General features: G+C 64.3%; 22 protein-coding genes. 19 read left to right on the top strand and 3 right to left on the bottom strand.

Annotated elements, in window-relative coordinates; genetic code table 11:
* Positions 1-8: 8 nt before the first annotated feature.
* From HZB49_RS25555 to HZB49_RS25570, 4 genes are all read left to right on the top strand, one after another.
* Positions 9-1556 (top strand): wax ester/triacylglycerol synthase family O-acyltransferase, encoded by a 1548-nt coding sequence (locus HZB49_RS25555; protein ID WP_291616446.1) that lies wholly within the window; start codon positions 9-11, stop codon positions 1554-1556.
* A 12-nt stretch (positions 1557-1568) separates the two neighbouring features.
* Positions 1569-2564, top strand: a complete 996-nt coding sequence (locus tag HZB49_RS25560; protein ID WP_291616448.1) for an alpha/beta hydrolase — start codon at positions 1569-1571, stop codon at positions 2562-2564.
* A 120-nt stretch (positions 2565-2684) separates the two neighbouring features.
* The gene (locus HZB49_RS25565) at positions 2685-5924 is read left to right on the top strand and encodes a cytochrome P450 (RefSeq protein ID WP_291616450.1); all 3240 of its coding nucleotides are present in this window, start codon (positions 2685-2687) and stop codon (positions 5922-5924) included.
* A 98-nt stretch (positions 5925-6022) separates the two neighbouring features.
* Complete coding sequence (locus tag HZB49_RS25570; protein ID WP_291616451.1) at positions 6023-6700, top strand: spermidine synthase; 678 nt, start codon at positions 6023-6025, stop codon at positions 6698-6700.
* Positions 6701-6817: 117 nt separating this feature from the next.
* On the opposite strand, the gene HZB49_RS25575 is transcribed toward HZB49_RS25570, so the two are convergent.
* From HZB49_RS25575 to HZB49_RS25585, 3 genes are all read right to left on the bottom strand, one after another.
* The gene (locus HZB49_RS25575; protein WP_291616452.1) at positions 6818-7279 is read right to left on the bottom strand and encodes a nuclear transport factor 2 family protein; all 462 of its coding nucleotides are present in this window, start codon (positions 7277-7279) and stop codon (positions 6818-6820) included.
* A gap of 134 nt (positions 7280-7413) precedes the next feature.
* The gene (locus HZB49_RS25580) at positions 7414-7857 is read right to left on the bottom strand and encodes an Imm63 family immunity protein (RefSeq protein WP_291616454.1); all 444 of its coding nucleotides are present in this window, start codon (positions 7855-7857) and stop codon (positions 7414-7416) included.
* Positions 7858-7871: 14 nt separating this feature from the next.
* On the bottom strand, positions 7872-8792 hold the full coding sequence (locus tag HZB49_RS25585; RefSeq protein ID WP_291616455.1) for an alpha/beta hydrolase: 921 nt from the start codon (positions 8790-8792) through the stop codon (positions 7872-7874).
* 202 nt (positions 8793-8994) lie between these two features.
* Here HZB49_RS25585 and HZB49_RS25590 point away from each other — a divergent pair, with 202 nt between their 5' ends.
* The 15 genes from HZB49_RS25590 to HZB49_RS25660 all read left to right on the top strand — a co-directional run bounded on the left by HZB49_RS25590 (position 8995) and on the right by HZB49_RS25660 (position 22298).
* Positions 8995-9378, top strand: a complete 384-nt coding sequence (locus HZB49_RS25590) for a hypothetical protein (RefSeq protein ID WP_291616457.1) — start codon at positions 8995-8997, stop codon at positions 9376-9378.
* The gene (locus HZB49_RS25595) at positions 9375-10457 is read left to right on the top strand and encodes an alpha/beta fold hydrolase (protein ID WP_291616459.1); all 1083 of its coding nucleotides are present in this window, start codon (positions 9375-9377) and stop codon (positions 10455-10457) included. The genes HZB49_RS25590 and HZB49_RS25595 overlap by 4 nt, the downstream gene beginning before the upstream one ends.
* On the top strand, positions 10454-11047 hold the full coding sequence (locus HZB49_RS25600) for a GNAT family N-acetyltransferase (protein ID WP_291616461.1): 594 nt from the start codon (positions 10454-10456) through the stop codon (positions 11045-11047). The genes HZB49_RS25595 and HZB49_RS25600 overlap by 4 nt, the downstream gene beginning before the upstream one ends.
* A 201-nt stretch (positions 11048-11248) precedes the next feature.
* Positions 11249-11725 (top strand): phasin, encoded by a 477-nt coding sequence (locus tag HZB49_RS25605; RefSeq protein ID WP_291616463.1) that lies wholly within the window; start codon positions 11249-11251, stop codon positions 11723-11725.
* Between the two features lie 219 nt (positions 11726-11944).
* Positions 11945-13231, top strand: coding sequence for a DUF445 domain-containing protein (locus HZB49_RS25610; protein WP_291616625.1), 1287 nt, complete (start codon positions 11945-11947; stop codon positions 13229-13231).
* A gap of 190 nt (positions 13232-13421) precedes the next feature.
* Positions 13422-14192, top strand: coding sequence for an alpha/beta hydrolase (locus HZB49_RS25615; protein ID WP_291616465.1), 771 nt, complete (start codon positions 13422-13424; stop codon positions 14190-14192).
* A 168-nt stretch (positions 14193-14360) separates the two neighbouring features.
* The gene (gene paaX, locus HZB49_RS25620; protein ID WP_291616467.1) at positions 14361-15224 is read left to right on the top strand and encodes a phenylacetic acid degradation operon negative regulatory protein PaaX; all 864 of its coding nucleotides are present in this window, start codon (positions 14361-14363) and stop codon (positions 15222-15224) included.
* Positions 15225-15305: 81 nt separating this feature from the next.
* Positions 15306-16298 carry a 1,2-phenylacetyl-CoA epoxidase subunit PaaA gene (gene paaA, locus HZB49_RS25625; protein WP_291616470.1) on the top strand — a complete coding sequence of 331 codons (993 nt, stop codon included), beginning with the start codon at positions 15306-15308 and terminating at the stop codon, positions 16296-16298.
* A gap of 11 nt (positions 16299-16309) precedes the next feature.
* Positions 16310-16597 carry a 1,2-phenylacetyl-CoA epoxidase subunit PaaB gene (paaB, locus tag HZB49_RS25630; protein WP_291616471.1) on the top strand — a complete coding sequence of 96 codons (288 nt, stop codon included), beginning with the start codon at positions 16310-16312 and terminating at the stop codon, positions 16595-16597.
* Positions 16598-16717: 120 nt separating this feature from the next.
* On the top strand, positions 16718-17494 hold the full coding sequence (paaC, locus tag HZB49_RS25635) for a 1,2-phenylacetyl-CoA epoxidase subunit PaaC (protein WP_291616474.1): 777 nt from the start codon (positions 16718-16720) through the stop codon (positions 17492-17494).
* Positions 17488-17991: a 1,2-phenylacetyl-CoA epoxidase subunit PaaD gene (gene paaD / locus HZB49_RS25640; RefSeq protein WP_291616476.1), complete on the top strand. Its 504-nt coding sequence runs from the start codon at positions 17488-17490 to the stop codon at positions 17989-17991. Before paaC ends, paaD begins: the two co-directional genes overlap by 7 nt.
* Positions 17992-18106: 115 nt before the next feature.
* Entirely contained in the window at positions 18107-19183 is a 1077-nt protein-coding gene (gene paaE, locus HZB49_RS25645; RefSeq protein ID WP_291616478.1) for a 1,2-phenylacetyl-CoA epoxidase subunit PaaE, read from the top strand.
* 105 nt (positions 19184-19288) lie between these two features.
* On the top strand, positions 19289-19747 hold the full coding sequence (gene paaI, locus HZB49_RS25650; RefSeq protein WP_291616480.1) for a hydroxyphenylacetyl-CoA thioesterase PaaI: 459 nt from the start codon (positions 19289-19291) through the stop codon (positions 19745-19747).
* 25 nt (positions 19748-19772) lie between these two features.
* Positions 19773-21101: a phenylacetate--CoA ligase PaaK gene (gene paaK, locus HZB49_RS25655; RefSeq protein WP_291616482.1), complete on the top strand. Its 1329-nt coding sequence runs from the start codon at positions 19773-19775 to the stop codon at positions 21099-21101.
* A 171-nt stretch (positions 21102-21272) separates the two neighbouring features.
* Positions 21273-22298 carry a zinc-binding alcohol dehydrogenase family protein gene (locus HZB49_RS25660; protein ID WP_291616484.1) on the top strand — a complete coding sequence of 342 codons (1026 nt, stop codon included), beginning with the start codon at positions 21273-21275 and terminating at the stop codon, positions 22296-22298.
* The last annotated feature ends 46 nt before the right edge of the window (positions 22299-22344 follow it).

The raw sequence follows: 22344 nt of genomic DNA on the forward strand, positions 1-22344 counted from the left end.
AGGAACCCATGGCTGACGCCAAGAAACTGTCTTCGCTGGACGCGTCGTTTCTGTATCTGGAGACGCCGGAGATGCCGATGCATGTCGGCAGCATGGCGATCTTCCGCCTGCCTGACGGATACAAGGGGGACTTCTTCGAAGAGTTCAAGGCGATGATCGCCTCGCGGCTGCACATCGCGCCGATCCTCAAAGCGCGGCTGGAGAAGGCTCCGCTCGACATCGATCATCCGTCCTGGGTCGAAGACGACCAGTTCGACATAGACCGTCACATCTTCCGCGCCAGCCTGCCGGAACCGCGCGACCGCGCCACGCTGGAGCGCATCGTCGGCTGGATGCATGCAAAATTGCTCAACCGTGCCCGCCCGCTCTGGGAGTTCTATGTCTTCGAAGGCATGAAGGACAACGAGATCGGGCTTTACTCCAAGATGCACCATGCCGCCATTGACGGCGGAGCGGGCGCAGCCCTCACCAGCATGATCTACGACGTCACGCCGGTGCCGCGCGAGGTCGAGCCGCCGACCGCGCGCAAGGTGGTGCAGGAGCCGCGCGACATCGCCGCCAGCCTGATCGATTCCTACCGGCAACTCTGGACCCAGCCCTTCGATGCCTCGACCGCGCCGAAGAGCCTGGAACTGCCGCGCACCGGCAAGAGCGACCTCGGCTCGGTCCTGTTCGACAATGCGATGTTCCAGATCGAGACCGCGGTGAAGTTCGCAAGCTCCGTGCCGACCATGCTCAAGAGCCTGTCCGACGTGGTCGGCAAGATCTCCGATCCCAAGTCGCGCGACAGTCTTGCCAGCATGACGTCGCCGCCGACCATCCTCAACAAGGCGATCTCGTCCGAGCGCAGCTTTGCCGGCACCTCGATCTCGCTGTCGCGGGCGAAGGCGGTGGCGAAGGCCTCCGGCGGCAAGCTCAACGACGTCGTGCTGGCGCTCGCCTCCGGCGTCCTGCGCCGCTATCTGCTCAGCCAGGGCGCGTTGCCGAACAAGTCGCTGACCGCGGCGGTGCCGATCTCGCTGCGCGAGGAGGGCAATGCCGAAGCCAACAACCAGGTGTTCGGCATGATCTGCTCGATCGCCACCAATATCGAGGATCCGAAGGCGCGGCTGGAGGCGATCATCGCGCAGTCCAGCAAGTCCAAGGAAATGTCGCACCCTCTGCGGGCGCTGATGCCGCAGATATCCAACCTGTCGATGCTCGGCGCGCCGATCGTGGTGCAGATCCTGTCGCTGCTCTACAGCCGCTCCAACCTCTCCGACGTGCTGCCGCCGGCGGCCAACGTTACCGTGTCCAACGTGCCGGGGCCGCGACAGACGCTCTACGCCGCCGGTGCCGAGCTGTTGCACATCTTCCCGGTGTCGATATCGGCCCATGGCCTCGCGCTCAACATCACCGTGCAGAGCTATCGCGACCAGCTCGACTTCGGCTTCATCGCCGGTGCCAACATCATTCCGCATGTCCAGGTGCTCTGCGACATGCTGCCGGAAGAGTTCAATGCGCTCGAGGCGGCATATGCGCCGCCGACTTCCGCGATCAGGGGCGCCGCCGAGTAGGATTGTTTGCAGATGATTGAAATGCCGCCGCTTCAGTTCGCCCAGGTGAACGGGATTCGCATGGGTTTCTACGAAGCCGGACCCAAGACCGACAAGCCGCCTGTGGTGCTGTGCCATGGCTGGCCGGAACTCGCCTTCTCCTGGCGTCACCAGATCAAGGCGCTCAGCGAGGCCGGCATCCGCGTGATCGCGCCGGACCAGCGCGGCTATGGTTCGAGCGACCGGCCCGAGCCGGTCGAGGATTACGACATGGAGCATTTGACCGGCGATCTCGTCGGCCTGCTCGATCATCTGAAGATCGACAAGGCGATCTTCGTCGGCCACGACTGGGGCGGCTTCGTCGTCTGGCAGATGCCGCTGCGCCATCCCGACCGCGTCGCCGGCGTGGTCGGGGTTAACACGCCGCACTGGGACCGGGCGCCGATGGACCCGATCCAGCTGTTCCGCCAGCGTTTCGGCGACCAGATGTACATTGTCCAGTTCCAGGATCCGGCGCGCGAGCCGGACAAAATCTTCGGCAGCCGGGTCGAGCAGACCTTTGACGCCTTTATGCGCAAGCCGCTGCCGCGTCCGCCGGAGAAGGCCGCGGAGCCGCCGATTGCCGGCGTCGGCGCTTCCGCCAAGACGAACCTCGCGTTTCCGCAGATGATCGCGGCCTATGACGCAAAGTTCGACCCGCGCACGCCGATCCTGTCGCCGGAAGAGAAGAAAGTGTTCGTCGACACCTTCACGAAGACCGGTTTCACGGGCGGCATCAACTGGTATCGCAATTTTTCCCGCAACTGGCAGCGCTCCAAGGGACTGGATCATAATGTGCGGGTGCCGGCGCTGATGATCATGGCGGAGAACGATGCAGTGCTGCCGCCGTCCGCCGCCGACGGGATGGAGAAGCTGGTCCCCGATCTGGAGAAGTACCTCGTCAGGGGCAGCGGCCATTGGACACAGCAGGAGAAGCCGGAAGAAGTCAGCGCCAAGCTGATCGAGTGGCGTAGGAAAAGGTTTGGATAATTGGTCGTCGTCATTGCAAGGAGCGACGAAGCAATCCACAGCCGCAATACAAGAGCTGGATTGCTTCGCTTCGCTCGCAATGACGGCTGAGAGACATACACGGCAGGAGACAGTTTCGCGATGGCGTCCCCCAACAAGTTGAGCCCGATCCCGCGTCCGCCGACCAAGCCGGTGGTCGGCAACATGCTGTCGCTGGATTCCAGCGCGCCGGTCCAGCATCTGGTGCGGCTGACGAAGGAGCTTGGCCCGATCTTCTGGCTCGACATGATGGGCGCGCCGCTCGTCATCGTCTCCGGCCATGACCTGATCGACGAGCTCTCCGACGAGAAGCGGTTCGACAAGGCGGTGCGCGGCGCGCTGCGCCGGGTGCGCGCGGTCGGCGGCGACGGCCTGTTCACGGCCGACACGTCGGAGCCGAACTGGAGCAAGGCTCACAACATCCTGTTGCAGCCGTTCGGCAACCGCGCCATGCAGTCCTATCACCCGAGCATGGTCGACATCGCCGAGCAGCTGGTGAAGAAGTGGGAGCGGCTCAACGCCGACGACGAGATCGAGGTCGTGCACGACATGACCGCGCTGACGCTCGACACCATCGGGCTGTGCGGCTTCGACTACCGCTTCAATTCGTTCTACCGCAGGGATTACCACCCCTTCGTGGAATCGCTGGTGCGCTCGCTCGAAACCATCATGATGACCCGCGGCCTGCCGCTGGAGAATCTGTGGATGCAGAAGCGGCGCCGCGACCTCGTCGCCGACGTCGCCTTCATGAACAAGATGGTCGACGAGATCATCGCCGAGCGCCGCAAGAGTACCGACGCCACCGAAGCCAAGAAGGACATGCTCGGCGCCATGATGACCGGCGTCGATCGCGCCACCGGCACCCAGCTCGACGACATCAACATCCGCTACCAGATCAACACGTTCCTGATCGCGGGCCACGAGACCACCAGTGGCCTGCTGTCCTGCACGATCTACGCGCTCTTGAAGCATCCCGAGATCCTGAAGAAGGCCTATGAGGAAGTCGACCGCGTGCTCGGCCCCGACATCAATGCCAGGCCCACCTATCAGCAGGTGACGCAGCTCACCTACATCACGCAGATCCTGAAGGAGGCGCTGCGGATGTGGCCGCCGGCGCCGGCCTACGGCATCGCGCCGCTGAAGGACGAGACTATCGGCGGCAAGTACAAGCTCAAGAAAGGCACCTTCGTCACCGTGCTGGTGATGGCGCTGCACCGCGACCCCAGCGTCTGGGGTCCGAATCCCGACGTGTTCGATCCCGAGAATTTTTCCCCCGAGGCCGAAGCGAAGCGCCCGGTCAATGCCTGGAAGCCGTTCGGCAACGGCCAGCGCGCCTGCATTGGCCGCGGCTTCGCCATGCACGAGGCTGCGCTCGCGATCGGCATGATCCTGCAGCGCTTCAAGCTGATCGACGCCCATCGCTACCAGATGCATCTGAAGGAAACGCTGACGATCAAGCCGGACGGCTTCAGAATCAAGGTGCGCCCGCGCACCGACAGGGATCGCGGCGCCTTTGCCGGTGCGAAGCCGGCGGCTGCTGCATCCTCCGGCGCGGCTGCGCCGCGGGCGCGGACCAGGCCCGGCCACAACACGCCGCTGCTGGTGCTCTACGGCTCCAACCTCGGCACGGCGGAGGAACTCGCCACCCGCGTCGCCGACCTCGCCGAGGTCAACGGCTTTGCGACGAAGCTCGGAGCCCTCGACGATCATGTCGGCAAGCTGCCGAGCGAAGGCGGCGTGCTGATCTTCTGCGCCTCCTACAACGGTGCGGCACCCGACAACGCCACGCAGTTCGTCAAATGGCTCGGCAGCAGCGATTTGGCCAAGGATGCGTTCGCGAAGGTCCGCTACGCCGTGTTCGGCTGCGGCAACAGCGACTGGGCCGCGACTTATCAATCGGTGCCGCGCCTGATCGACGAGCAGCTGAGGGCGCATGGCGCACACGGCGTCTATGATCGCGGCGAGGGCGATGCGCGCAGCGATCTCGACGGCCAGTTCGAGAAATGGTTCGCCAAACTGGCGCCGGCCGCAACCAAGGCGTTCGGCCTCGAGTCGAACTTCACGCGCAGCGCCGATGACGAGCCGCTTTATTCCATCGAGCCGGTGGCGCCGACCGCGGTCAACGCCGTCGTCGCGCTCGGCGGCGTCTCGCCGATGAAGGTGCTGGCCAACAACGAGCTGCAGAACAAGTCCGGCGCCAATCCCTCGGAGCGTTCGACCCGGCATATCGAGGTGCAGCTGCCGGCGAACCTGACCTACCGCGTCGGCGACCACCTCAGCGTGGTGCCGCGCAACGACCCGGCGTTGGTCGATTCCGTGGCCCGCCGCTTCGGCTTCCTGCCGGCGGACCAGATCCGGCTGCAGGCGCCGGAAGGCCGCCGCGCGCAATTGCCGGTCGGCGAGGTGGTCTCGGTCGGCCGGCTGCTCACCGAATTCGTCGAGCTGCAGCAGATCGCCACCCGCAAGCAGATCCAGATCATGTCGGAGCACACGCGCTGTCCGGTGACCAAGCCCAAGCTGCTTGCCTATACCGGCGACGACGATGTTTCGGCCGAGCGCTATCGCAGCGACGTGCTGGCGAAACGCAAATCGGTGTTCGACTTGCTGGAGGAGTTTCCGGCCTGCGAACTGCCGTTCCATGCTTATCTCGAAATGCTGTCGCTGCTGGCGCCGCGCTATTACTCGATCTCGTCCTCGCCCTCGGGCGATCCGCAGCGTTGCAGCGTCACCGTCGGCGTGGTGCAGGCGCCCGCCAGCTCCGGCCGCGGCATCTACAAGGGCGTGTGCTCGAACTATCTCTCTGGCCGCCGCGTTGGCGACACCATTCAAGCCACCGTACGCGAGACCAAGGCGGGCTTCCGCCTGCCGGACGATGCCTCCGTGCCGATCATCATGATCGGTCCGGGCACGGGCCTGGCGCCATTCCGCGGATTCCTGCAGGAGCGTGCGGCTCGCAAGGCCAAGGGCGCGACGCTCGGACCTGCCATGCTGTTGTTTGGCTGCCGCCATCCCGATCAGGACTTCCTCTACGCCGACGAGCTGAAGGGCTTTGCGGCTGACGGCGTCAGCGAGCTTCACACCGCCTTCTCGCGCGGCGACGGGCCGAAGACCTATGTGCAGAACCTGCTAGCCCAGCAGAAGGACAAGGTCTGGAGCCTGATCGAGAAGGGCGCCGTCATCTTCGTCTGCGGCGACGGCAGCAGGATGGAGCCCGACGTCAAGGCGACGCTGATGTCGATCCACCAGGAAAAGACCGGCGGCAACGCGGACGCCGCCGCGAAATGGATCGAGGAGATGGGCACCAGGAACCGCTACGTGCTCGACGTCTGGGCGGGCGGGTAGGTCGTGGTCGGTTAGCCCTGCGCAAATCATCATGCTGGTGAACGGTGACTTATGCCTCACCTAACCGCCTACGAACCTGGTCGTGCTAGAACTCGCGCATGATTCCGTGGGTCAAGATCGATGTGGCACGCGTGCCCGGCGGCACGGGTGAATTGCGGCTGATGCAGCGTGGCTCCGAGTTCTCAATCATGCTCGGAACCAACGAACTCATGAACAGCCGGCTCAGCGGCTCTGAGGCCGCGCTTGCGACACTCGCGGCGAAGAAGATCGAGGCGGTCCAGAAGCCACATGTACTGATCGGCGGACTGGGCATGGGCTTTACGCTCCGTGCCGCGCTCACCGTATTGGGTACCGGCGCACGGATTGTGGTGGCCGAACTGGTGCCGGCGGTGGTTGCTTGGGCACGGGGCCCGATGGCGGAAATTTTCCGTGGCAGTCTGGATGATCCGCGCGCAAGCATAGTTGAAGCCGATGTGCTCGGTGTGATCCGCTCCCATCCACGAACGTTCGATGCGATCTTGCTGGACGTGGACAACGGGCCGGAGGGCTTGACCCGTAAGGCCAACGACGCGCTTTACGATGCAGCGGGACTGCAAGCCGCGTACACGGCTCTGCGTCCGCGCGGTGTGCTCGCGGTATGGTCGTCCGCGCCCAATGCGGCGTTTGCAAAGCGCCTGCGACAAGCCGGCTTTGATGTCAACGAGGTCAACGTCCGCGCGACCGCGCGGGGCGCCGGTGCACGCCACGTGATCTGGATCGCGACAAAGCCTTCGTAGATTTCTGGGCGAAGTGGTTGGTTACGCGATGCGACGTGCCGGCGCCCGGCTTCGCATAACCGCTTCTGTGGTTATGGGCCCGGCTCGCGCTCGCTGTCGCTCGCTTGGCCTGCAACTTCAGAACATCCCGTTATTGTTTGCCGGATTCTCCGGGATCGGCTGAACCACGTCCCAGTGCTCGACGATCTTGCCGTTCTCAAGCTTGAAGACGTCGATGATGGCGCTGCCCCGCGTACCCGGCTCGCGAACCGCGTGGACGTGCAGGATCACATAATCGCCGTCGACGAATGAACGCTTGATCTCGCTGCGCGAGTTCGGGAATTTTTCCTTCAGGAAGCCGATGAACTTGCGGAAGCCCTCAGGGCCGTCCGCCGCGTTCGGATTGTGCTGGACATAGCGGTTGCCCATCAGGGCGATCGCGGCATCGGCGTCCTTCTGATTGAGACCCTTCTCGTAGAAGTCGAGCACGACCTTGCGGTTGGCTTCTGCTTGCGCATCGGCAGCGAGAGCGCTGCCCATGCCCGGGGCCAGCGCCAGAAGCACAGCGGCGGCGATCGTCGTTCGCGTGATGAAGTTCATGCTGGCGCTCCCCGGTGACCGGCAACTTCTCATGGCGTTGCCATGCAGCCTGTATAGTCAGGGCGTCTGCCGGCCGGAAGAGAGTTACCCGCAGGAAACCGGGACCGAGCCGCATTCGCCGGCAGCGCTTTCGGCTAACCGCTCTTTCCCCGCATGCGATTGACGGCCTTGGTCGGCTCGTCATCGTAGGGAGCGCGACGCAAAATCTCGGCGATATCCCGTTCGAGGCGCTCGCCCAAGGCAGGATCAATCTTTCGCATCAGCTCTAACTGCTTTGGAAAGGCGATGCGTCGGCAGTCCTGGTCTTCGACACGATTCTGCAGCTCGTAACCGAACGCGAGCCCGTGGGTGACGTCCCTGAATATCCAGAAAAGCAAATCGTGATAGTTGTCGCTGGAACGGCGGTCTCTCTCAATGCCACGCTCTACAATCACGTAGTGATAGGATCCGTGCGCGACCTCGATATGCGGTCGGGCGAAGTCTTCCGAAGTGCCATAGGTCGGCAGGTCCCGGTCCGAGGCATCGATGCGACGTGCGAGCGCCGCAACGTCTGTTTCGATGTCTCGCAAGGACTTCATCTATGTGCGCTGCTTTATGCCGCCTTCGCCGCGGCGCCCTTGGCGTGCTCGTCGATCGCGCCGATGATCTGCGGCCACATTCGCATCGGCAGCGCATGGCCCATGCCGTCGATCATCACGAGTTTGGCGCCGGGGATCGAGGCCGCGGTGTCCCTGCCGCCTTCGGGGCGCACCAGCGGATCGACCGTGCCGTGAATGACCAGGGTCGGGGCTTTCACCGCGCGCAGCCGCTCCTTGCGGCTGCCGGAGGCGAGGATGGCGCGCAACTGCCGGCCGACGCCGGGCGGATTGAGACCGCGCTCCCAGGTGCGGGCGGCGCGCGCGGGGTCGAGCGCCTCTTCCTCGGGAAACGAGCCGGCGCGCAGGATTTTCCAGGTCTGGGCGAAGCGGGCGAAATACTCCTCCTTGCTCGCCGGCGGCGGCGCCATCAGCACGGCGGCTGCCTCGCGGGTCGGCGGCGGGATTTTGGGATTTCCGGTCGTCGACATGATCGAGGTCAGCGAGCGCGCCCGCTCCGGGAAGGTGATCGCGATCTCCTGTGCGATCATGCCGCCCATGGAGGCGCCGACGATGTGGGCCGAGCGGATGCGCAGATGATCCATCAGCGCAACCGTGTCTTCCGCCATGTCGCGCAGCTTGTAGGGTGCAGCGACCGGAATTTTCAGGAAGCGCAGCTTCAGCAGTTCGACCACGCTCAGCCGCTTGCCGCCGCTCATCTTGCTGGACTTGCCGATGTCGCGGTTGTCGAAGCGGATCACCCGGAGGCCGCGCGCGGCGAGCTGGCGGCAGAAATCGTCGTCCCAATGAATCATCTGGGCGCCGAGCCCCATGATCAGCACCATCGGCTCCGCCCCGGCCTCGCCAAAGATTTCGTAGCAAATGTCGATGCCGTTGACGCGGGCGGTCTGTGGCGGCTGGTGGTTCGCTGACGACACGTCGGATGATCCCTTCAGGTGGTATCTTGATGGCGGAACTCTATGCCACGGTTTGCGGCGGCGCAGAAGGTTCTCCGATGCCGCAGTAGCCATCGCCTTGTTGACCGGCACGCCGCAACGGTGTGGTATGGCAAGAAACAAGAACAGCGAGGCGGGCAAGACACAAGCCGGAACTCGCGGACCAATTCGAAAGGGAGAGGAAATGGCCGACAAGAGCAACGATCCTGTTGCCATGTGGCAGAACATGATCGGCGAGATGGAGAAGGGATTCAATTCCTTCGCCAACCAGGCCATGTCGTCGCCCGAATTCTCCAAGGTCATGAACCAGGTCGGCGGCGTCACCGCGGGCGCGCAGAAGCAGCTCGGCGAGATGATGGAGAAGTATCTCGTCAGCATGAACCTGCCGAGCCGGGCGCAGATGGTCGGTATGGCCGAGCGCCTGCAGTCGATCGAGGGTCAGCTCAACGAGATCAGGGCCATGCTCACCCAGATGGGCAAGGCTGCCGGCACACCAGTCGGCGGCGCCTCCTCGCAAATGCCGCCGCGCACCAAACGTCCGCCCTCGGCCGAGGGAGAGCCGAAATGAACGCGCCCGCGGGTCTCGATCTCGCTTCGATCTCGGACCGGGTCCAGTCCGAGGTGCAGCGCGCAATCCAGCGCAGCATCAAGGGCGTCGAATATCTCTCGACCTCCGGTCCCGCGCTCGGCTCGACGCCGAAGGATGTGCTGATCAGCCGCGGCACCATGAACCTCTACCACTACCGGCCGCTGGCGGACGAAATCTACCGTGTGCCGATCCTGATCGTGATGGCGACCACCAATCGCGGCTACATCCTCGACATGGTGCCCGGCCAGAGCTTCATCGAATTCCTGCTCAGGCGCGGCTACGACGTCTACATGCTGGACTGGACCGCGCCCAAGCCGGAAGAGAAGTCGCTGGGCATGGAGGACTACGTCCTCAACTTCATCCCGGAATCCATCCGCCGCGTGCAGGAGGATTCCGGCGTCGAGGACGTCACGGTGATCGGCTATTGCTTCGGCGGCGTACTGTCGCTGCTCTACGGGTCGATCTACCACGACGGACCGATGAAGAATTTGATCTGCTTCACCACGCCGATCGATTTCCGCGAGATGAAGCTGTTCAACAATTTCTCCGACCGCCGCTATTTCGACGTCGATCGCCTGGTCGACAGCGTGGGCAACGTGCCGCCGGAACTGATCCTGCAGTCCTTCGAAATGCTGCGGCCGGCCTCGCGCGCGGCGAGCCAGGTGCAGCTGTGGGAAAACATCTGGAACGACGAGTTCGTGAAGTCGTATCGGATGTTCGACCGCTGGGCGACCGATACGCTGCCGCTGGCGGGCGAATATTTCCGCACCATCACCAAGGACCTGATGTGGGACAACAAGCTCTTCAACGACACCATGACGGTGGGCGGGCGTCCGGCCCAGCTCGACAAGATCAAGGTGCCGATGCTGCACGCAGTTGCCGAACACGACCACATCGTGCCTTATGACGCGGCCAAACACCTGATCAAGAAGATCGGCTCGACGGACAAGGAAGAAGTGATCCTCAAGGGCGGTCACGTCAGCCTCGTCGCCGGGCCCAATGCGATCCGGCGGCTGTGGCCCAAACTCGATTCCTGGCTAGGTGGAAGATCGATATGACCGAGACACGTTCCTACCCCCGCCACATCAATACCGATGCCGGCGATCTCGAATTCCGCCTGATGTCGCGCGCCGACGAGGCTGCGGTGCTCGACTTCGCCAAGGCGCTGCCAACCCATGACCTGCTGTTCCTGCCGCGCAATATCAGCCAGCCCAAGGTGCTGTCGGCCTGGGTCAAGGAGATCGAGCGCGGCGATATCGTCAGCCTGCTCGCGGTGAAGGACGGCAAGGTGGTCGGTTGCGGCACCCTGGTGCGCGACCCGCATTCATGGTCGACCCATGTCGGCGAGATCCGGATGGTGGTGTCGCAGGACGTGCGCGGGCAGGGGGTCGGCAAGGCCCTGTCGCAGGAGACCTTTGCGCTCGCGCTGTGCGCCGGGCTGGAAAAGCTCTCCGTGCAGATGACCGTGGACCAGCAGGCCGCCATCGCCCTGTTCGAGAGCCTCGGCTTCAAGGCGGAGGCCCTGCTGCGGGACCACGTCCGGGACGTCGCCGGCAAGAAGCATGACATCGTCGTGCTCGGGCACAATGTGGCGCAGGTGGCGGCCCAGATGGAGGCCTACGGCCTGCCGGGGGCGGTTCAGCACTAGCCGGTCGGGGTTCCCTCAAGGGAACCGGACCGCCGGCCGGGCAGGCAATTCGCCCAAAATCCCACCGTTCACAAATTCGTGATATCGCGGTGCAACATCATTGTTGCGTCGCACCATTAACTGTGTCACAAAGCCCATGCCCCGGGCCAATCCGGACGGGGTGAGCCCCGTTGCTCAAACCTGAGGATGGAGAGACACCCAATGACCACCGAGACCAATTCCGTGCTGAACACCGTCAAGGAAGCCTTCGCGCCCGTCACCGAGGCGTTCACCAAGCTCCAGAACATGGAAGTTCCGGAAGCCGCCCGTGAGTTCGTGAAGAAGCAGGCCGACGCTGCCAAGGTGCGCGCCGCCGACGTCTATGCCGGCTCCGAGAAGGTGACCGACGCGATCGAGACCGCCGTTGCCGGTTCGGTCACCGAGGCCGCCAAGATCAGCCGCAACATCCAGCAGGCGATGTATCAGGACGCGGAAGCGTTTTTCGCCGGCATCGACAAGCTCGCTTCGGCCAAGTCGCTGAGCGAAGCCTACCAGATCCAGTCGGATCTCGCCCGTGCCCGCGGTGAAGTCCTCGTCTCCCGCGCCAAGGCCACTGCCGAGTATGTCGGCAAGCTCGTGACGGACGGTGCGAAGACCGCGCAGGACAACTTCGCCAAGGTCTACAGCAAGACCGCCTGATTTCGCGTTAGTTGCGTGAGTATCCAATGGAAGGCCCGCTTCGGCGGGCCTTCTTTTTAGGTTCCCTAGGCATAGATCAACTCTTGAACCCTCATGGTGAGGAGGCGCCCCTGCGCCGTCTCGAACCATGAGGCCACAGACGGGCCTGCATCCTTCGAGACGCCGCTCACGCGGCTTCTCAGGATGAGGGTCTCGGTTGGTGTGCAGGCCCTTATGACTTTGACTCTCCCCAGTTCCTTCGCGGTCGATTCTGCCGGTGACGCCGCGCGCGCCGCGGAACTGCGCCGCGTGAAGCTGCTGGCGACACTGGTGCTGGTGGCGACGTTTGCCGTCTTCATCGGCGCGAAGTGGTTGTTGCCGGTGCATCCCGCCTTCGGTTTCGTCGCGGCCTTTGCGGAGGCGGCTACCATCGGCGGGCTAGCGGACTGGTATGCGGTGGTTGCGCTGTTCAAGCGGCCGCTGGGCCTGCCGATCCCGCATACCGCGATCATCCAGAGCAACCAGCACCGCATCGCCGACAAGCTCGGCGAATTCATCGAGGTGCATTTCCTCGAGGCGGCGCCGGTCGAGGCCAAGCTGCGACAGGTCGACTTTGCATCCTTCGTCGCCGACTGGCTTCGCGACCGCAAGAAGAGCGATGATCTCGCGCGCTTCGTGCTGCGGCTCCTGCCCGAAGCGCTGACAGCCACGGAAAGCTCGGGGCTGATGACCTTCATCACCCGCCGCGTCACCTCGCAACTGATGGCGATCGATCTGGCGCCGCTCGCCGCCGGCACGCTGCGCTCCTTCGTGCAGGAGGGCCGGCATCGGGTCCTGCTCGACGATATCCTGCGCGCGGTGCACCAGACGCTGACGACGGCGGAAACCATGGCCATGATCCGCGACCGGATACGCGCGGAATTGCCGACACTGCTGCGGCTCTATCGCGCCGACCGCTTCCTGGTGAACCGTATCGTCTCTTCAGCCACCGCCTTCTTCGACGAAGTGCGCAACGATCCCGATCATCCCTTCCGCGGCGAGTTCAACCGCATGCTGCTGGCGCTGGTGGACAAGCTCGGCAGCGATCCCGCCTTCGCCAGCCGTATCGACGGGCTGAAGCGCGATCTCCTGGCGCGTCCGGAGCTCGGCGATCTCGCGCGCAATGTCTGGTCCAACGCGCGTTCCTTCATCGAGCGCAGCGCCTCCGGCGAGACACAGGTGCTGCAGCAGCATTTGACAAGAATGTTCGTCGAGGCCGGCGAGGCGCTGGCGGCCGATGCGGAGATGCGCGCCGAGATCAACCAAGGTCTCGTGGCGGTGCTGCGCAGCTTCATTGCCGACCAGAAGAGCGGCGTCTCCACATTCATCGCCGATCAGGTCAAGTCCTGGGATATGGCGCAGCTGATCTCGCTCATCGAGATCAACGTCGGCAAGGATTTGCAATACATCCGCTTCAACGGCTCGCTGATCGGCGGGCTTGCTGGATTGGCGCTCTATACGCTGGAATATCTGCTCCGGCTTGTGTGACTATTTCATCACGGCAAGCACTTTAACTCGCACCCCCGGTTCCACGCCGGCTTGAATAGCCAAAAACTGTTCCATAGCTTTTTAACCAACAATGTTGCGTTGCGGAACGATTCTGCTGCGTTTGCGTCATTCATGAGCCCAGTGGCCCGCTGCCGAGACGTACAGGGGCGAGCCCCGAACAGGAGATACGATGTCCGTTGCTGCACAGCCGCTTCGCCCGCCGTCCCGAACCCTGATGTTTCTGGAAGGGCGAGCCCTCCCTGAACTCGGCGCCTTCCTCGGCGCGCTGCCGCTGCTCGGCCTTGCGCCGCACGGCGATGGCCATCCGGTACTGGTACTGCCCGGGCTTGTCGCGTCGGATGTTTCCACGCGCCCGCTGCGCGCCTTCCTGAGGACGCGCGGCTACGCCGTCAGCGGCTGGCGCCAGGGTCGCAACCTCGGCCTCCGTCCGGGCGTGCAGCATGCCATGGTCGATCTCGTCCACGAACTGAGCGACACCCATGGCCGCAAGATCTCGCTGGTCGGCTGGAGCCTCGGGGGCCTCTACGCGCGCCAGCTCGCCAAGATGATGCCGGAGCGCGTGCGCCAGGTGATCACGCTTGGCAGCCCGTTTGCTTCGAACCCCAAGGCGACCAACGCCTGGCGCGTCTACGAGATGGCGAGTGGCCGCCGTGCGGATGAAGAAGACACGCGCTTCGGTGGTACGCTGTCGGGTGCGCCGCCGGTGCCCACCACGGCGATCTTCAGCCGCACCGACGGCGTCTGCGCCTGGCAGGGCTGCCGCGAGCAGTCGTCCCACATGGCCGAGAGCATCGAGGTGGAGAGCAGCCATTGCGGCATGGGCCATCACCCGGCCGCGGTCTACGCCGTCGCCGAGCGCCTGGCTCAGAAGGAAGGCGAGTGGGCTCCCTTCGATCGCAGCGGCTGGCGCAGCCTGGTCTATCCTGATCCGCATCGGTAATTTCCGGGCCACATGGTTCGAGACGCGCGGCTTCGCCGCGCTCCTCACCATGAGGGTCTAAGACCTCATCCTGAGGAGCGGCCTCTTGGCCGCGTCTCGAAGGATGAAGCCCGGATGCTTCCCGAACCTGCATTGTCGTGAATCGACAAAACGCGGTATGCCTCAAGCATGCCGCAGCCGCTTGCACGCATTGTCGAACAGCTGAAGCGTGAACCGTCGCGCACGGGCTCGATCATCATCACCGTGTTCGGCGACGCCATCGTGCCGCGCGGCGGCTCGGTCGCGCTCTCAACGCTGCTGGAATTCTTTGCCGCCATCGACGTCGACAGTTCCGTGGTGCGCACCGCGATGTCGCGGCTCACCGCGGACGGTTGGTTCGAGCGCGAGAAGGTAGGCCGCAACAGTTTTTATCGCCTGGTGCAGCGCGAGCGCCCGACCTTCGATATCGCAACCAAACACATCTACGGCCGGCCTGCCTCCGACTGGACTGGGCGGTTCGAGCTCCTGCTGATCGCCGACGGCGGAGACCGCGATGCCGCACGGGATGCGCTGAAGAACGCCGGCTTCGGCACGCCGTTGCCGGGCGTATGGGTCGCGCCATCCGGCGTGCCGATTCCGCAGGAAGCCAGGGGCGCGATCCGTCTCGAAGTCTCGGCCGAGGATGACAGCGGCCGGCGGCTGCTCAGCGCGAGCTGGCCGCTGGAGCGCACGGCGGAGGCCTATCGCCGCTTCATGAGGAGCTTTGAGCCGTTGCGCACCTGGGTCGCGCGAGACAAGCTCTCCGGCATCGACGCCTTTACCGCGCGCATACTGCTGATTCACCAGTATCGCCGTGTCGTGCTGCGCGATCCCCTGCTGCCGACCGCGCTGTTGCCGAGGGACTGGCCGGGCGGGGCGGCACGGGAACTCTGCGGCGAAATCTATCGCGGCCTGCTTCCCGCGTCGGAACAATGGCTTGACCGCCATGCCAGCAATGAGAGCGGACCGCTCCCGGCCGCCGGAAAGGAGCTTTCCCGTCGTTTCGCCGATTGATTAATGTGTTACAGAAATATATTGCGATTGGTAATTTTTGTAATATATTGCTTCCCAATCACAGCTCAGGGGAGGGCGGCCTTGTACACCCAGGCGCTCAACAGTTCGGACGGCGAAGACCGTCATATCGAGGACGCCGAACTTGCGGCGCGTTTCCAGGCGCGCATCGATGCCGAGGAGCGCATCGAGCCGAACGACTGGATGCCCGCGGCCTATCGCAAGACGCTGACGCGGCAGATTTCCCAGCACGCCCATTCCGAAGTCGTCGGCATGCTGCCCGAGGGCAACTGGATCACGCGCGCGCCGACGCTGCGCCGCAAGGTGGCGCTGCTGGCAAAAGTGCAGGACGAGTGCGGCCACGGGCTCTATCTCTATGCCGCCGCCGAGACGCTCGGCTCTTCGCGCGAAGAACTCGTCGACGCGATGCTCGCGGGCAAGGCCAAGTACTCCTCGATCTTCAACTATCCGACGCTGACCTGGGCCGACATCGGCACCATCGGCTGGCTGGTCGATGGTGCGGCGATCATGAACCAGATTCCGCTGTGCCGCTGCTCTTACGGTCCCTATGCGCGCGCGATGATCCGCGTCTGCAAGGAGGAGTCCTTCCACCAGCGCCAGGGCTACGAGATCATGCTGACCCTCTGCCGCGGCAGCGCGGAACAGAAGGCGATGGCGCAGGAGTCGCTGGATCGCTGGTGGTGGCCGGTGCTGATGATGTTCGGACCGCCCGACCAGGCGAGCCAGCACAGCGACACCTCGACCAAATGGAAGATCAAGCGCTTCTCCAATGACGAGCTGCGTCAGAAATTCGTCGATGCCACCGTGCCGCAGGCGCAATTCCTGGGGCTGACGATTCCCGATCCCGGCATGACGCAGGATGCCGACGGGCATTGGCGCTACAGCGAGATCGACTGGACCGAATTCAAGCAGGTGCTGGCCGGCAACGGGCCGTGCAACCGCGACCGCATGGCGGCGCGGCGCAAGGCGCACGAAGAGGGCGCCTGGGTGCGCGAGGCGGCGGCCGCCTATGCCGGGAAGCGCAAGGCGCGACAGCTCGCGCAGGCTGCAGAATAGAGGAGGCCGCGATGGCGACGCCGAACACCACGCTCTGGGAAGTCTTCATTCGCAGCCGCAACGGGCTCGCACACAGGCATTGCGGCTCGCTGCATGCGGCCGATGCCACCATGGCGTTGCAGGCCGCGCGCGACATCTACACCCGGCGCGGCGAAGGCCTGTCGATCTGGGTGGTTCCGTCGAACGCCATCACGGCATCCGACCCGTCGGAAAAGGGCATGATGTTCGAGCCGGCGGAGTCGAAGATATATCGGCACCCGACGTTCTACGACGTGCCGGAAGAAGTCGGGCATATGTGACTTTCACCCCTCATGGTGAGGAGCGCGCAGCGCGTCTCGAACCATGAGGCCCGCGGCCCATCCTTCGAGACGCGCGCGATGCGCGCTCCTCAGGATGAGGACTGAACAAGTGGATGAGAAATGGCTGCGCCCTCAATAACAGTCTCCGAAACGCCGCTGGTGCTCTACACGCTGCGCCGCGCCGACGACGCGCTGATCCTCGGCCACCGGCTGTCGGAATGGTGCGGTCATGCGCCGATGCTGGAAGAGGACATGGCGCTCGCCAACATGGCGCTCGATCTGCTCGGCCAGGCGCGCGAGCTGTACAGCCATGCCGCGAAGGTCGAGGGCAGAGATAATGACGAAGACAAGCTCGCTTACCTGCGCGACGTCAGGCAGTACCGCAATCTGCTGCTGGTCGAGCAACCGAACGGCGACTTCGCCCGCACCATGGTGCGGCAGTTCTTTTATGCGGCTTTCGCGGACCTCTATTGGCGAGCGATGATGAAGTCGAAGGACGCGACGCTGGCGGCGATCGCCGCAAAATCCGAGAAGGAGAGCGCCTATCACCTCCGCCATTCCTGCGAATGGCTCGTCCGCCTCGGCGACGGCACCGAGGAAAGTCATGGGCGCGCCCAGGAGGCGATCGAGCATCTCTGGGCCTATACCGGCGAGATGTTCGAAGTCGACGACACAGAGCGCGGGCTGATCGATGCCGGCATCGCCGTCGATCCGGCCGGCCTGAAGGCGCAGTGGCTGAAAATCGTGGGCGGCGTCATCGCAGAGGCGACGTTAGAGCTGCCGTCCAACGACTGGATGCAGCAGGGCGGGCGCATCGGGCGCCACAGCGAGCATCTCGGTCATCTCCTCAGCGAGTTGCAGTCGCTGCAGCGCAGTTTCCCGGGGGCGACATGGTGACCGCCACCATCAGCGATGCCGATCTGCGCCGGCGCGCCTGGGATGCGGCCGCGCAAGTCGTCGATCCCGAAATCCCGGTGCTCACCATCGCCGATCTCGGCGTGCTGCGCGACGTTGCCGTCAACGACGGCCGCGTGGAAGTCGCGATCACGCCGACTTATTCCGGCTGTCCGGCGATGAACATGATCGCGCTGGAGATCGAGCTGGCGTTGGCACGCGAGGGTATCGCGAAGCCAACCGTGCGCACTGTGCTGTCGCCGGCCTGGACCACGGACTGGATGAGCGACGATGGCCGGCGCAAGCTCAGAGAATACGGCATTGCGCCGCCGGTCGCTGGTTCCGGCCGCCGTGCGCTGTTCGGTGAGCAGAGGATAGAATGCCCGCAATGCGGCTCTGTCGACACTGAACTGCTCTCCGAATTCGGCTCTACGTCCTGCAAGGCCTTGTGGCGCTGCAAGAGTTGCCGTGAACCCTTCGATTACTTCAAGTGTCACTGATCATGATGAACAGAATTCCGTCATTGCGAGGAGCGAAGCGACGAAGCAATCCAGCTTTTGTCACGCGGCGACATGGATTGCTTCGCTTCGCTCGCAATGACGGGGAGAGATCGAGATGACCACACCGCGCTTTCACCGCCTTGCCGTCAACGATCTACGCCGCGAGACGGCGGATGCGATCTCGATGACCTTCGCCATCCCGAGCGAGCTCGCCAGCGACTACAGCTTCCTGCCGGGCCAGTATCTGACGCTGCGCACGACCATGGACGGCGGGGAAGTGCGCCGTTCCTATTCGATCTGTTCCGGTCCCGACGACGGAGAGCTGCGCATCGCCGTGAAGAAGGTCGATGGCGGCGCATTCTCGAGCTGGGCCGCCGACGAATTGAAAAGCGGTGACGAACTCGACGTGATGACGCCGACCGGCCGCTTCGGGATCGCGCATGCGCCGGGACAGGCCAGGCTCTGTGTCGGCTTCGCTGCCGGCTCCGGCATCACGCCGATTCTCTCCATCGTCAAGGGCGTGCTGGCGCGCGAGCCGCAGAGCCGCTTCTTCCTGTTCTATGGCAACCGCACCGCCGAGGGCATGCTGTTCCGCGAGGAGCTGGAGGAGCTGAAGGACCGCTTCCTGCAGCGGCTGTCGCTGTTCCACGTCATCTCGGGTGAGGAGCAGGATATCCCGATCCTGCACGGCCGGCTCGACGGCGACAAGGTGAGGGTGCTGTTGCGCTCGCTGGTACCGGCGGCCAGTGTCGACCATGTCTTCATCTGCGGCCCGACCGGAATGAGTGAGGACATCGAGACGACTTGCCGCGCCATCGGTATCGCCGATGATAAAATTCATGTCGAGCGCTTCGTCTCCGAATTCGGCGGCAAGCCGCGTCCGAAGAAGGCCGTCGACCCCGGCGTGCCGCCGAAAGCGGTGGCTTCGCTGATCATCGACGGCAAGCGGCGCGAGGTTCCCGTCGCCGAGGGCGAGGCTATTCTCGATGCGGCGCTGCGTGCCGGCGTCGACCTGCCATTCGCCTGCAAGGGCGGCATGTGCTCGACCTGCCGCGCCAAGCTCGTCGAGGGCAACGCGGAGATGGAAGTGAATTATTCGCTGGAGCCGTGGGAGCTGAAGGCCGGATTCATCCTGACATGCCAGGCGCGGCCGTGCTCCGACAGGGTTGTGGTGGACTACGACCATGTCTGAGTGAGATTTTGGGGTGCGTTGACACTTCCCGTGGTTCGCGCCCAGACTGACTGAACGAGGAGGCCCGCACCAAAGCGGGCCCGACAAAGCTCTGGGAGTGGACAGGTGAACGTCAAGGCCACGCTTTCGCCCGACGACCTCGCGCGCGCCTGCGCAGACGCGATGTGGAAAGAGGACGACGCCTCCAAGGGACTCGGCATGGAGATCGTCGAGATCGGTCCCGGCCGCGCGACGCTCGCTTTGACCGTGCGGCCGGACATGGTGAATGGCCAGCGCATCGCGCATGGTGGCTTCATCTTCACGCTCGCGGACTCCGCCTTCGCCTATGCCTGCAATTCGCACAATGTTCGGACGGTCGCAGCGCAAGGCGACATCACCTTCATCCGGCCGGGCAATCTCGGCGACAGGCTGGTTGCGACGGCGCGGGAGGTCTCGCGCAGCGGGCGCTCCGGCATTTACGACGTTCGTGTCACTGTCAATGATGCGGTGATCGCGGAATTCCGCGGCCACTCCCGCACCATCGGAGGAACGTGGCTGCCGGCGACCGATAGCGGCAAGAAGTAACACAACAGTCTTGAGGAAACGCGCCATGGCTTCGACAAGCCTGAAATCGAAAGGTGACCTCTATCGCCCCGAACTCGACGACGCCGAACGCGCCTCGCGCGACGAGATCATGGCGCTGCAAACCCGGCGCCTCGCATGGGCGCTCAAGCACGCTTACGACAATGTCGGCCATTACAAGCGCGCCTTCGACAAGGCCGGCGTGCATCCGTCCGACTTCCGGCAGCTTTCCGACCTTTCGAAATTCCCGTTCACCGTGAAGACGGACCTGCGCGACAATTATCCCTTCAACATGTTCGCTGTGCCCCGCGAAAAGCTGGTTCGCGTGCACGCATCCTCGGGTACGACGGGAAAGCCGATCGTCGTCGGCTACACCAAGGCCGACATCGACGTGTGGTCCGGCGTGATGGCGCGCTCGCTCCGCGCGGCGGGCGGGCGCACCGGCATGATCATCCACAACGCCTATGGCTACGGCCTGTTCACCGGCGGACTCGGGGTGCACTACGGCGCCGAGCAGCTCGGGTGCACCGTCGTGCCGATCTCCGGCGGCATGACCGAGCGGCAAGTGCAGCTCATCAACGATTTCAGGCCCGATATCATCACGGTGACGCCGAGCTACATGCTGGCAATCCTCGACGAGTTCAAGCGGCAGGGACTCGATCCCCGCAAATGCTCGCTCAAGGTCGGGATCTTCGGCGCCGAGCCGTGGACCAATGCCATGCGTGCCGAGATCGAGCAGGCGTTCGACATGGATGCGACCGACATCTACGGGCTGTCCGAGGTGATGGGCCCGGGCGTGGCGCAGGAATGCATCGAAACCAAGGATGGCCTGCACATCTGGGAGGATCATTTCTATCCCGAGATCATCGATCCCGAGACCGGCAAGGTGCTGCCGGAAGGCGAAAAAGGAGAGCTCGTCTTCACTTCGCTGACCAAGGAAGCTTTTCCGGTGATCCGCTATCGCACGCGCGACCTGACGCGCCTGTTGCCCGGCACGGCGCGGCCCGGCATGCGGCGGATGGAGAAGGTCACCGGCCGCTCCGACGACATGATCATCCTGCGCGGCGTCAATGTCTTCCCGACCCAGATCGAGGAGGCCTTGCTGGCGACCGACTGGTGCGGCGGCCATTTCATCATCGAACTGACGCGCGAGGGCCGCATGGACGAGATGACTGTGCTGGCCGAGGCCCGGCCCGAGCGTTGGGACGGCAGCGGGCTTGTCGAGCAAGCCGGCGCGCTCGCCCACCACATCAAGAGCACGATCGGCATCAGCACGCATATCAGGATCGTGGCGCCGGAAACCCTGGAGCGCTCACTCGGAAAGGCCAAGCGTGTTTACGACAAGCGGCCGAAGTGACCCTCATGGTGAGGAGCCGCGCAGCGGCGTCTCGAACCATGAGGCCCGACTGGGCCTTCATCCTTCGAGACGCACGCGATGCGTGCTCCTCAGGATGAGGGGAAGGAGCGGGGGCTTGTCGGGGAGGGACGTCTTGATCTAAGCCGTCAGGTGGACGCTCCCGGAGACTGCATGCAACCCGCTCCCAAAATCCCCGATGGCCCGCCCGTTCCGGTCGAGGCGCGTTGCGTGCGCCTGCTGGCGAAGGCCGAGAACGTGGGCAGCATCGCGCCGGTGGTCGAACTGCGCACGCTGACGCGGGCGCCCACCGAACTGCTGATCGAGGTCAAGGCCGCGGCGGTCAACCCGTCGGATGTGAAGGCCGCGACCGGGCTGATGCCCTATGCGGTGTTCCCGCGCACGCCGGGCCGCGACTACGCCGGCATCGTCATCGACGGCCCCCCCGGCTGGATCGGCCGCGAGGTGTTCGGTTCCTCCGGCGATCTCGGCATCCGCCGCGATGGCACCCATGCGACGCACCTCGTGGTCGAGACCGAGGCAGTTGTCGACAAGCCGCGCTCGATCTCCTGGGAAGAGGTTGCCGGCATCGGCGTGCCCTTCGTCACCGCGATGGAAGGCCTGCGCCGCGCCGGATTGCCGAAGCCGGGCGAGACCGTGCTGGTCATGGGCGTCAATGGCAAGGTCGGGCAGGCCGCGGTACAGATCGCGACATGGCACGGCGCGCGGGCAATCGGCGTCGTGCGCAGGAGCGAGGCCTATGAGGGGCACAGCAATTCCCCGGTCGAGGTGATCGACGCGTCCGCCACGGATGTCGTTGCACGCGTGCGCGAGTTGACATCCGGCAAGGGCGCGGACATCGTCTACAACACCGTCGGCGATCCCTATTTCCAGGCCGCGCACAAGTCGCTGGCGCTGCGCGGGCGGCAGATCCTGATCGCCGCGGTCGACCGCATCGTGCAGTTCAACATTCTCGAATTCTACCGCGGGCAGCACACCTATGTCGGCATCGACACGCTCGGCCTGTCGTCGGTCGCGACTGGCGCGGTGCTCCGCGAGCTCGCGCCCGGCTTTGCCGGCGGGCACCTGAAGCCGTTCCCGATCAAGGCAAACGCCGTGTATCCGCTGGAACAGGCCAAGGACGCCTTCGTTACCGTTGCAGGTTCCTCGCGCGATCGCGTGGTCCTGCTGCCGCGTTAAGCCTGAATCGATCCGTTTAGCGCCTTTGCAGCCTTTGGCGCGCAAG

The organism is Bradyrhizobium sp. (assembly GCF_016219575.1).
In the GTDB taxonomy this organism is placed as follows: Bacteria; Pseudomonadota; Alphaproteobacteria; order Rhizobiales; family Xanthobacteraceae; genus Bradyrhizobium.

What these genes read in the sequence shown, in the direction of transcription:
- paaE (WP_291616478.1), top strand. Translation starts at nt 18,107, where the DNA reads ATGACCACACCGCGCTTTCACCGCCTTGCCGTCAACGATCTACGCCGC.
- paaB (WP_291616471.1), top strand. Translation starts at nt 16,310, where the DNA reads ATGGCGACGCCGAACACCACGCTCTGGGAAGTCTTCATTCGCAGCCGC.
- HZB49_RS25580 (WP_291616454.1), bottom strand. Translation starts at nt 7,857, where the DNA reads ATGAAGTCCTTGCGAGACATCGAAACAGACGTTGCGGCGCTCGCACGT.
- HZB49_RS25605 (WP_291616463.1), top strand. Translation starts at nt 11,249, where the DNA reads ATGACCACCGAGACCAATTCCGTGCTGAACACCGTCAAGGAAGCCTTC.
- paaD (WP_291616476.1), top strand. Translation starts at nt 17,488, where the DNA reads ATGGTGACCGCCACCATCAGCGATGCCGATCTGCGCCGGCGCGCCTGG.
- paaX (WP_291616467.1), top strand. Translation starts at nt 14,361, where the DNA reads ATGCCGCAGCCGCTTGCACGCATTGTCGAACAGCTGAAGCGTGAACCG.
- HZB49_RS25600 (WP_291616461.1), top strand. Translation starts at nt 10,454, where the DNA reads ATGACCGAGACACGTTCCTACCCCCGCCACATCAATACCGATGCCGGC.
- HZB49_RS25575 (WP_291616452.1), bottom strand. Translation starts at nt 7,279, where the DNA reads ATGAACTTCATCACGCGAACGACGATCGCCGCCGCTGTGCTTCTGGCG.
- HZB49_RS25590 (WP_291616457.1), top strand. Translation starts at nt 8,995, where the DNA reads ATGGCCGACAAGAGCAACGATCCTGTTGCCATGTGGCAGAACATGATC.
- HZB49_RS25560 (WP_291616448.1), top strand. Translation starts at nt 1,569, where the DNA reads ATGATTGAAATGCCGCCGCTTCAGTTCGCCCAGGTGAACGGGATTCGC.
- paaK (WP_291616482.1), top strand. Translation starts at nt 19,773, where the DNA reads ATGGCTTCGACAAGCCTGAAATCGAAAGGTGACCTCTATCGCCCCGAA.
- HZB49_RS25595 (WP_291616459.1), top strand. Translation starts at nt 9,375, where the DNA reads ATGAACGCGCCCGCGGGTCTCGATCTCGCTTCGATCTCGGACCGGGTC.
- HZB49_RS25660 (WP_291616484.1), top strand. Translation starts at nt 21,273, where the DNA reads ATGCAACCCGCTCCCAAAATCCCCGATGGCCCGCCCGTTCCGGTCGAG.
- HZB49_RS25570 (WP_291616451.1), top strand. Translation starts at nt 6,023, where the DNA reads ATGATTCCGTGGGTCAAGATCGATGTGGCACGCGTGCCCGGCGGCACG.
- HZB49_RS25555 (WP_291616446.1), top strand. Translation starts at nt 9, where the DNA reads ATGGCTGACGCCAAGAAACTGTCTTCGCTGGACGCGTCGTTTCTGTAT.
- paaC (WP_291616474.1), top strand. Translation starts at nt 16,718, where the DNA reads ATGGCTGCGCCCTCAATAACAGTCTCCGAAACGCCGCTGGTGCTCTAC.
- HZB49_RS25615 (WP_291616465.1), top strand. Translation starts at nt 13,422, where the DNA reads ATGTCCGTTGCTGCACAGCCGCTTCGCCCGCCGTCCCGAACCCTGATG.
- HZB49_RS25565 (WP_291616450.1), top strand. Translation starts at nt 2,685, where the DNA reads ATGGCGTCCCCCAACAAGTTGAGCCCGATCCCGCGTCCGCCGACCAAG.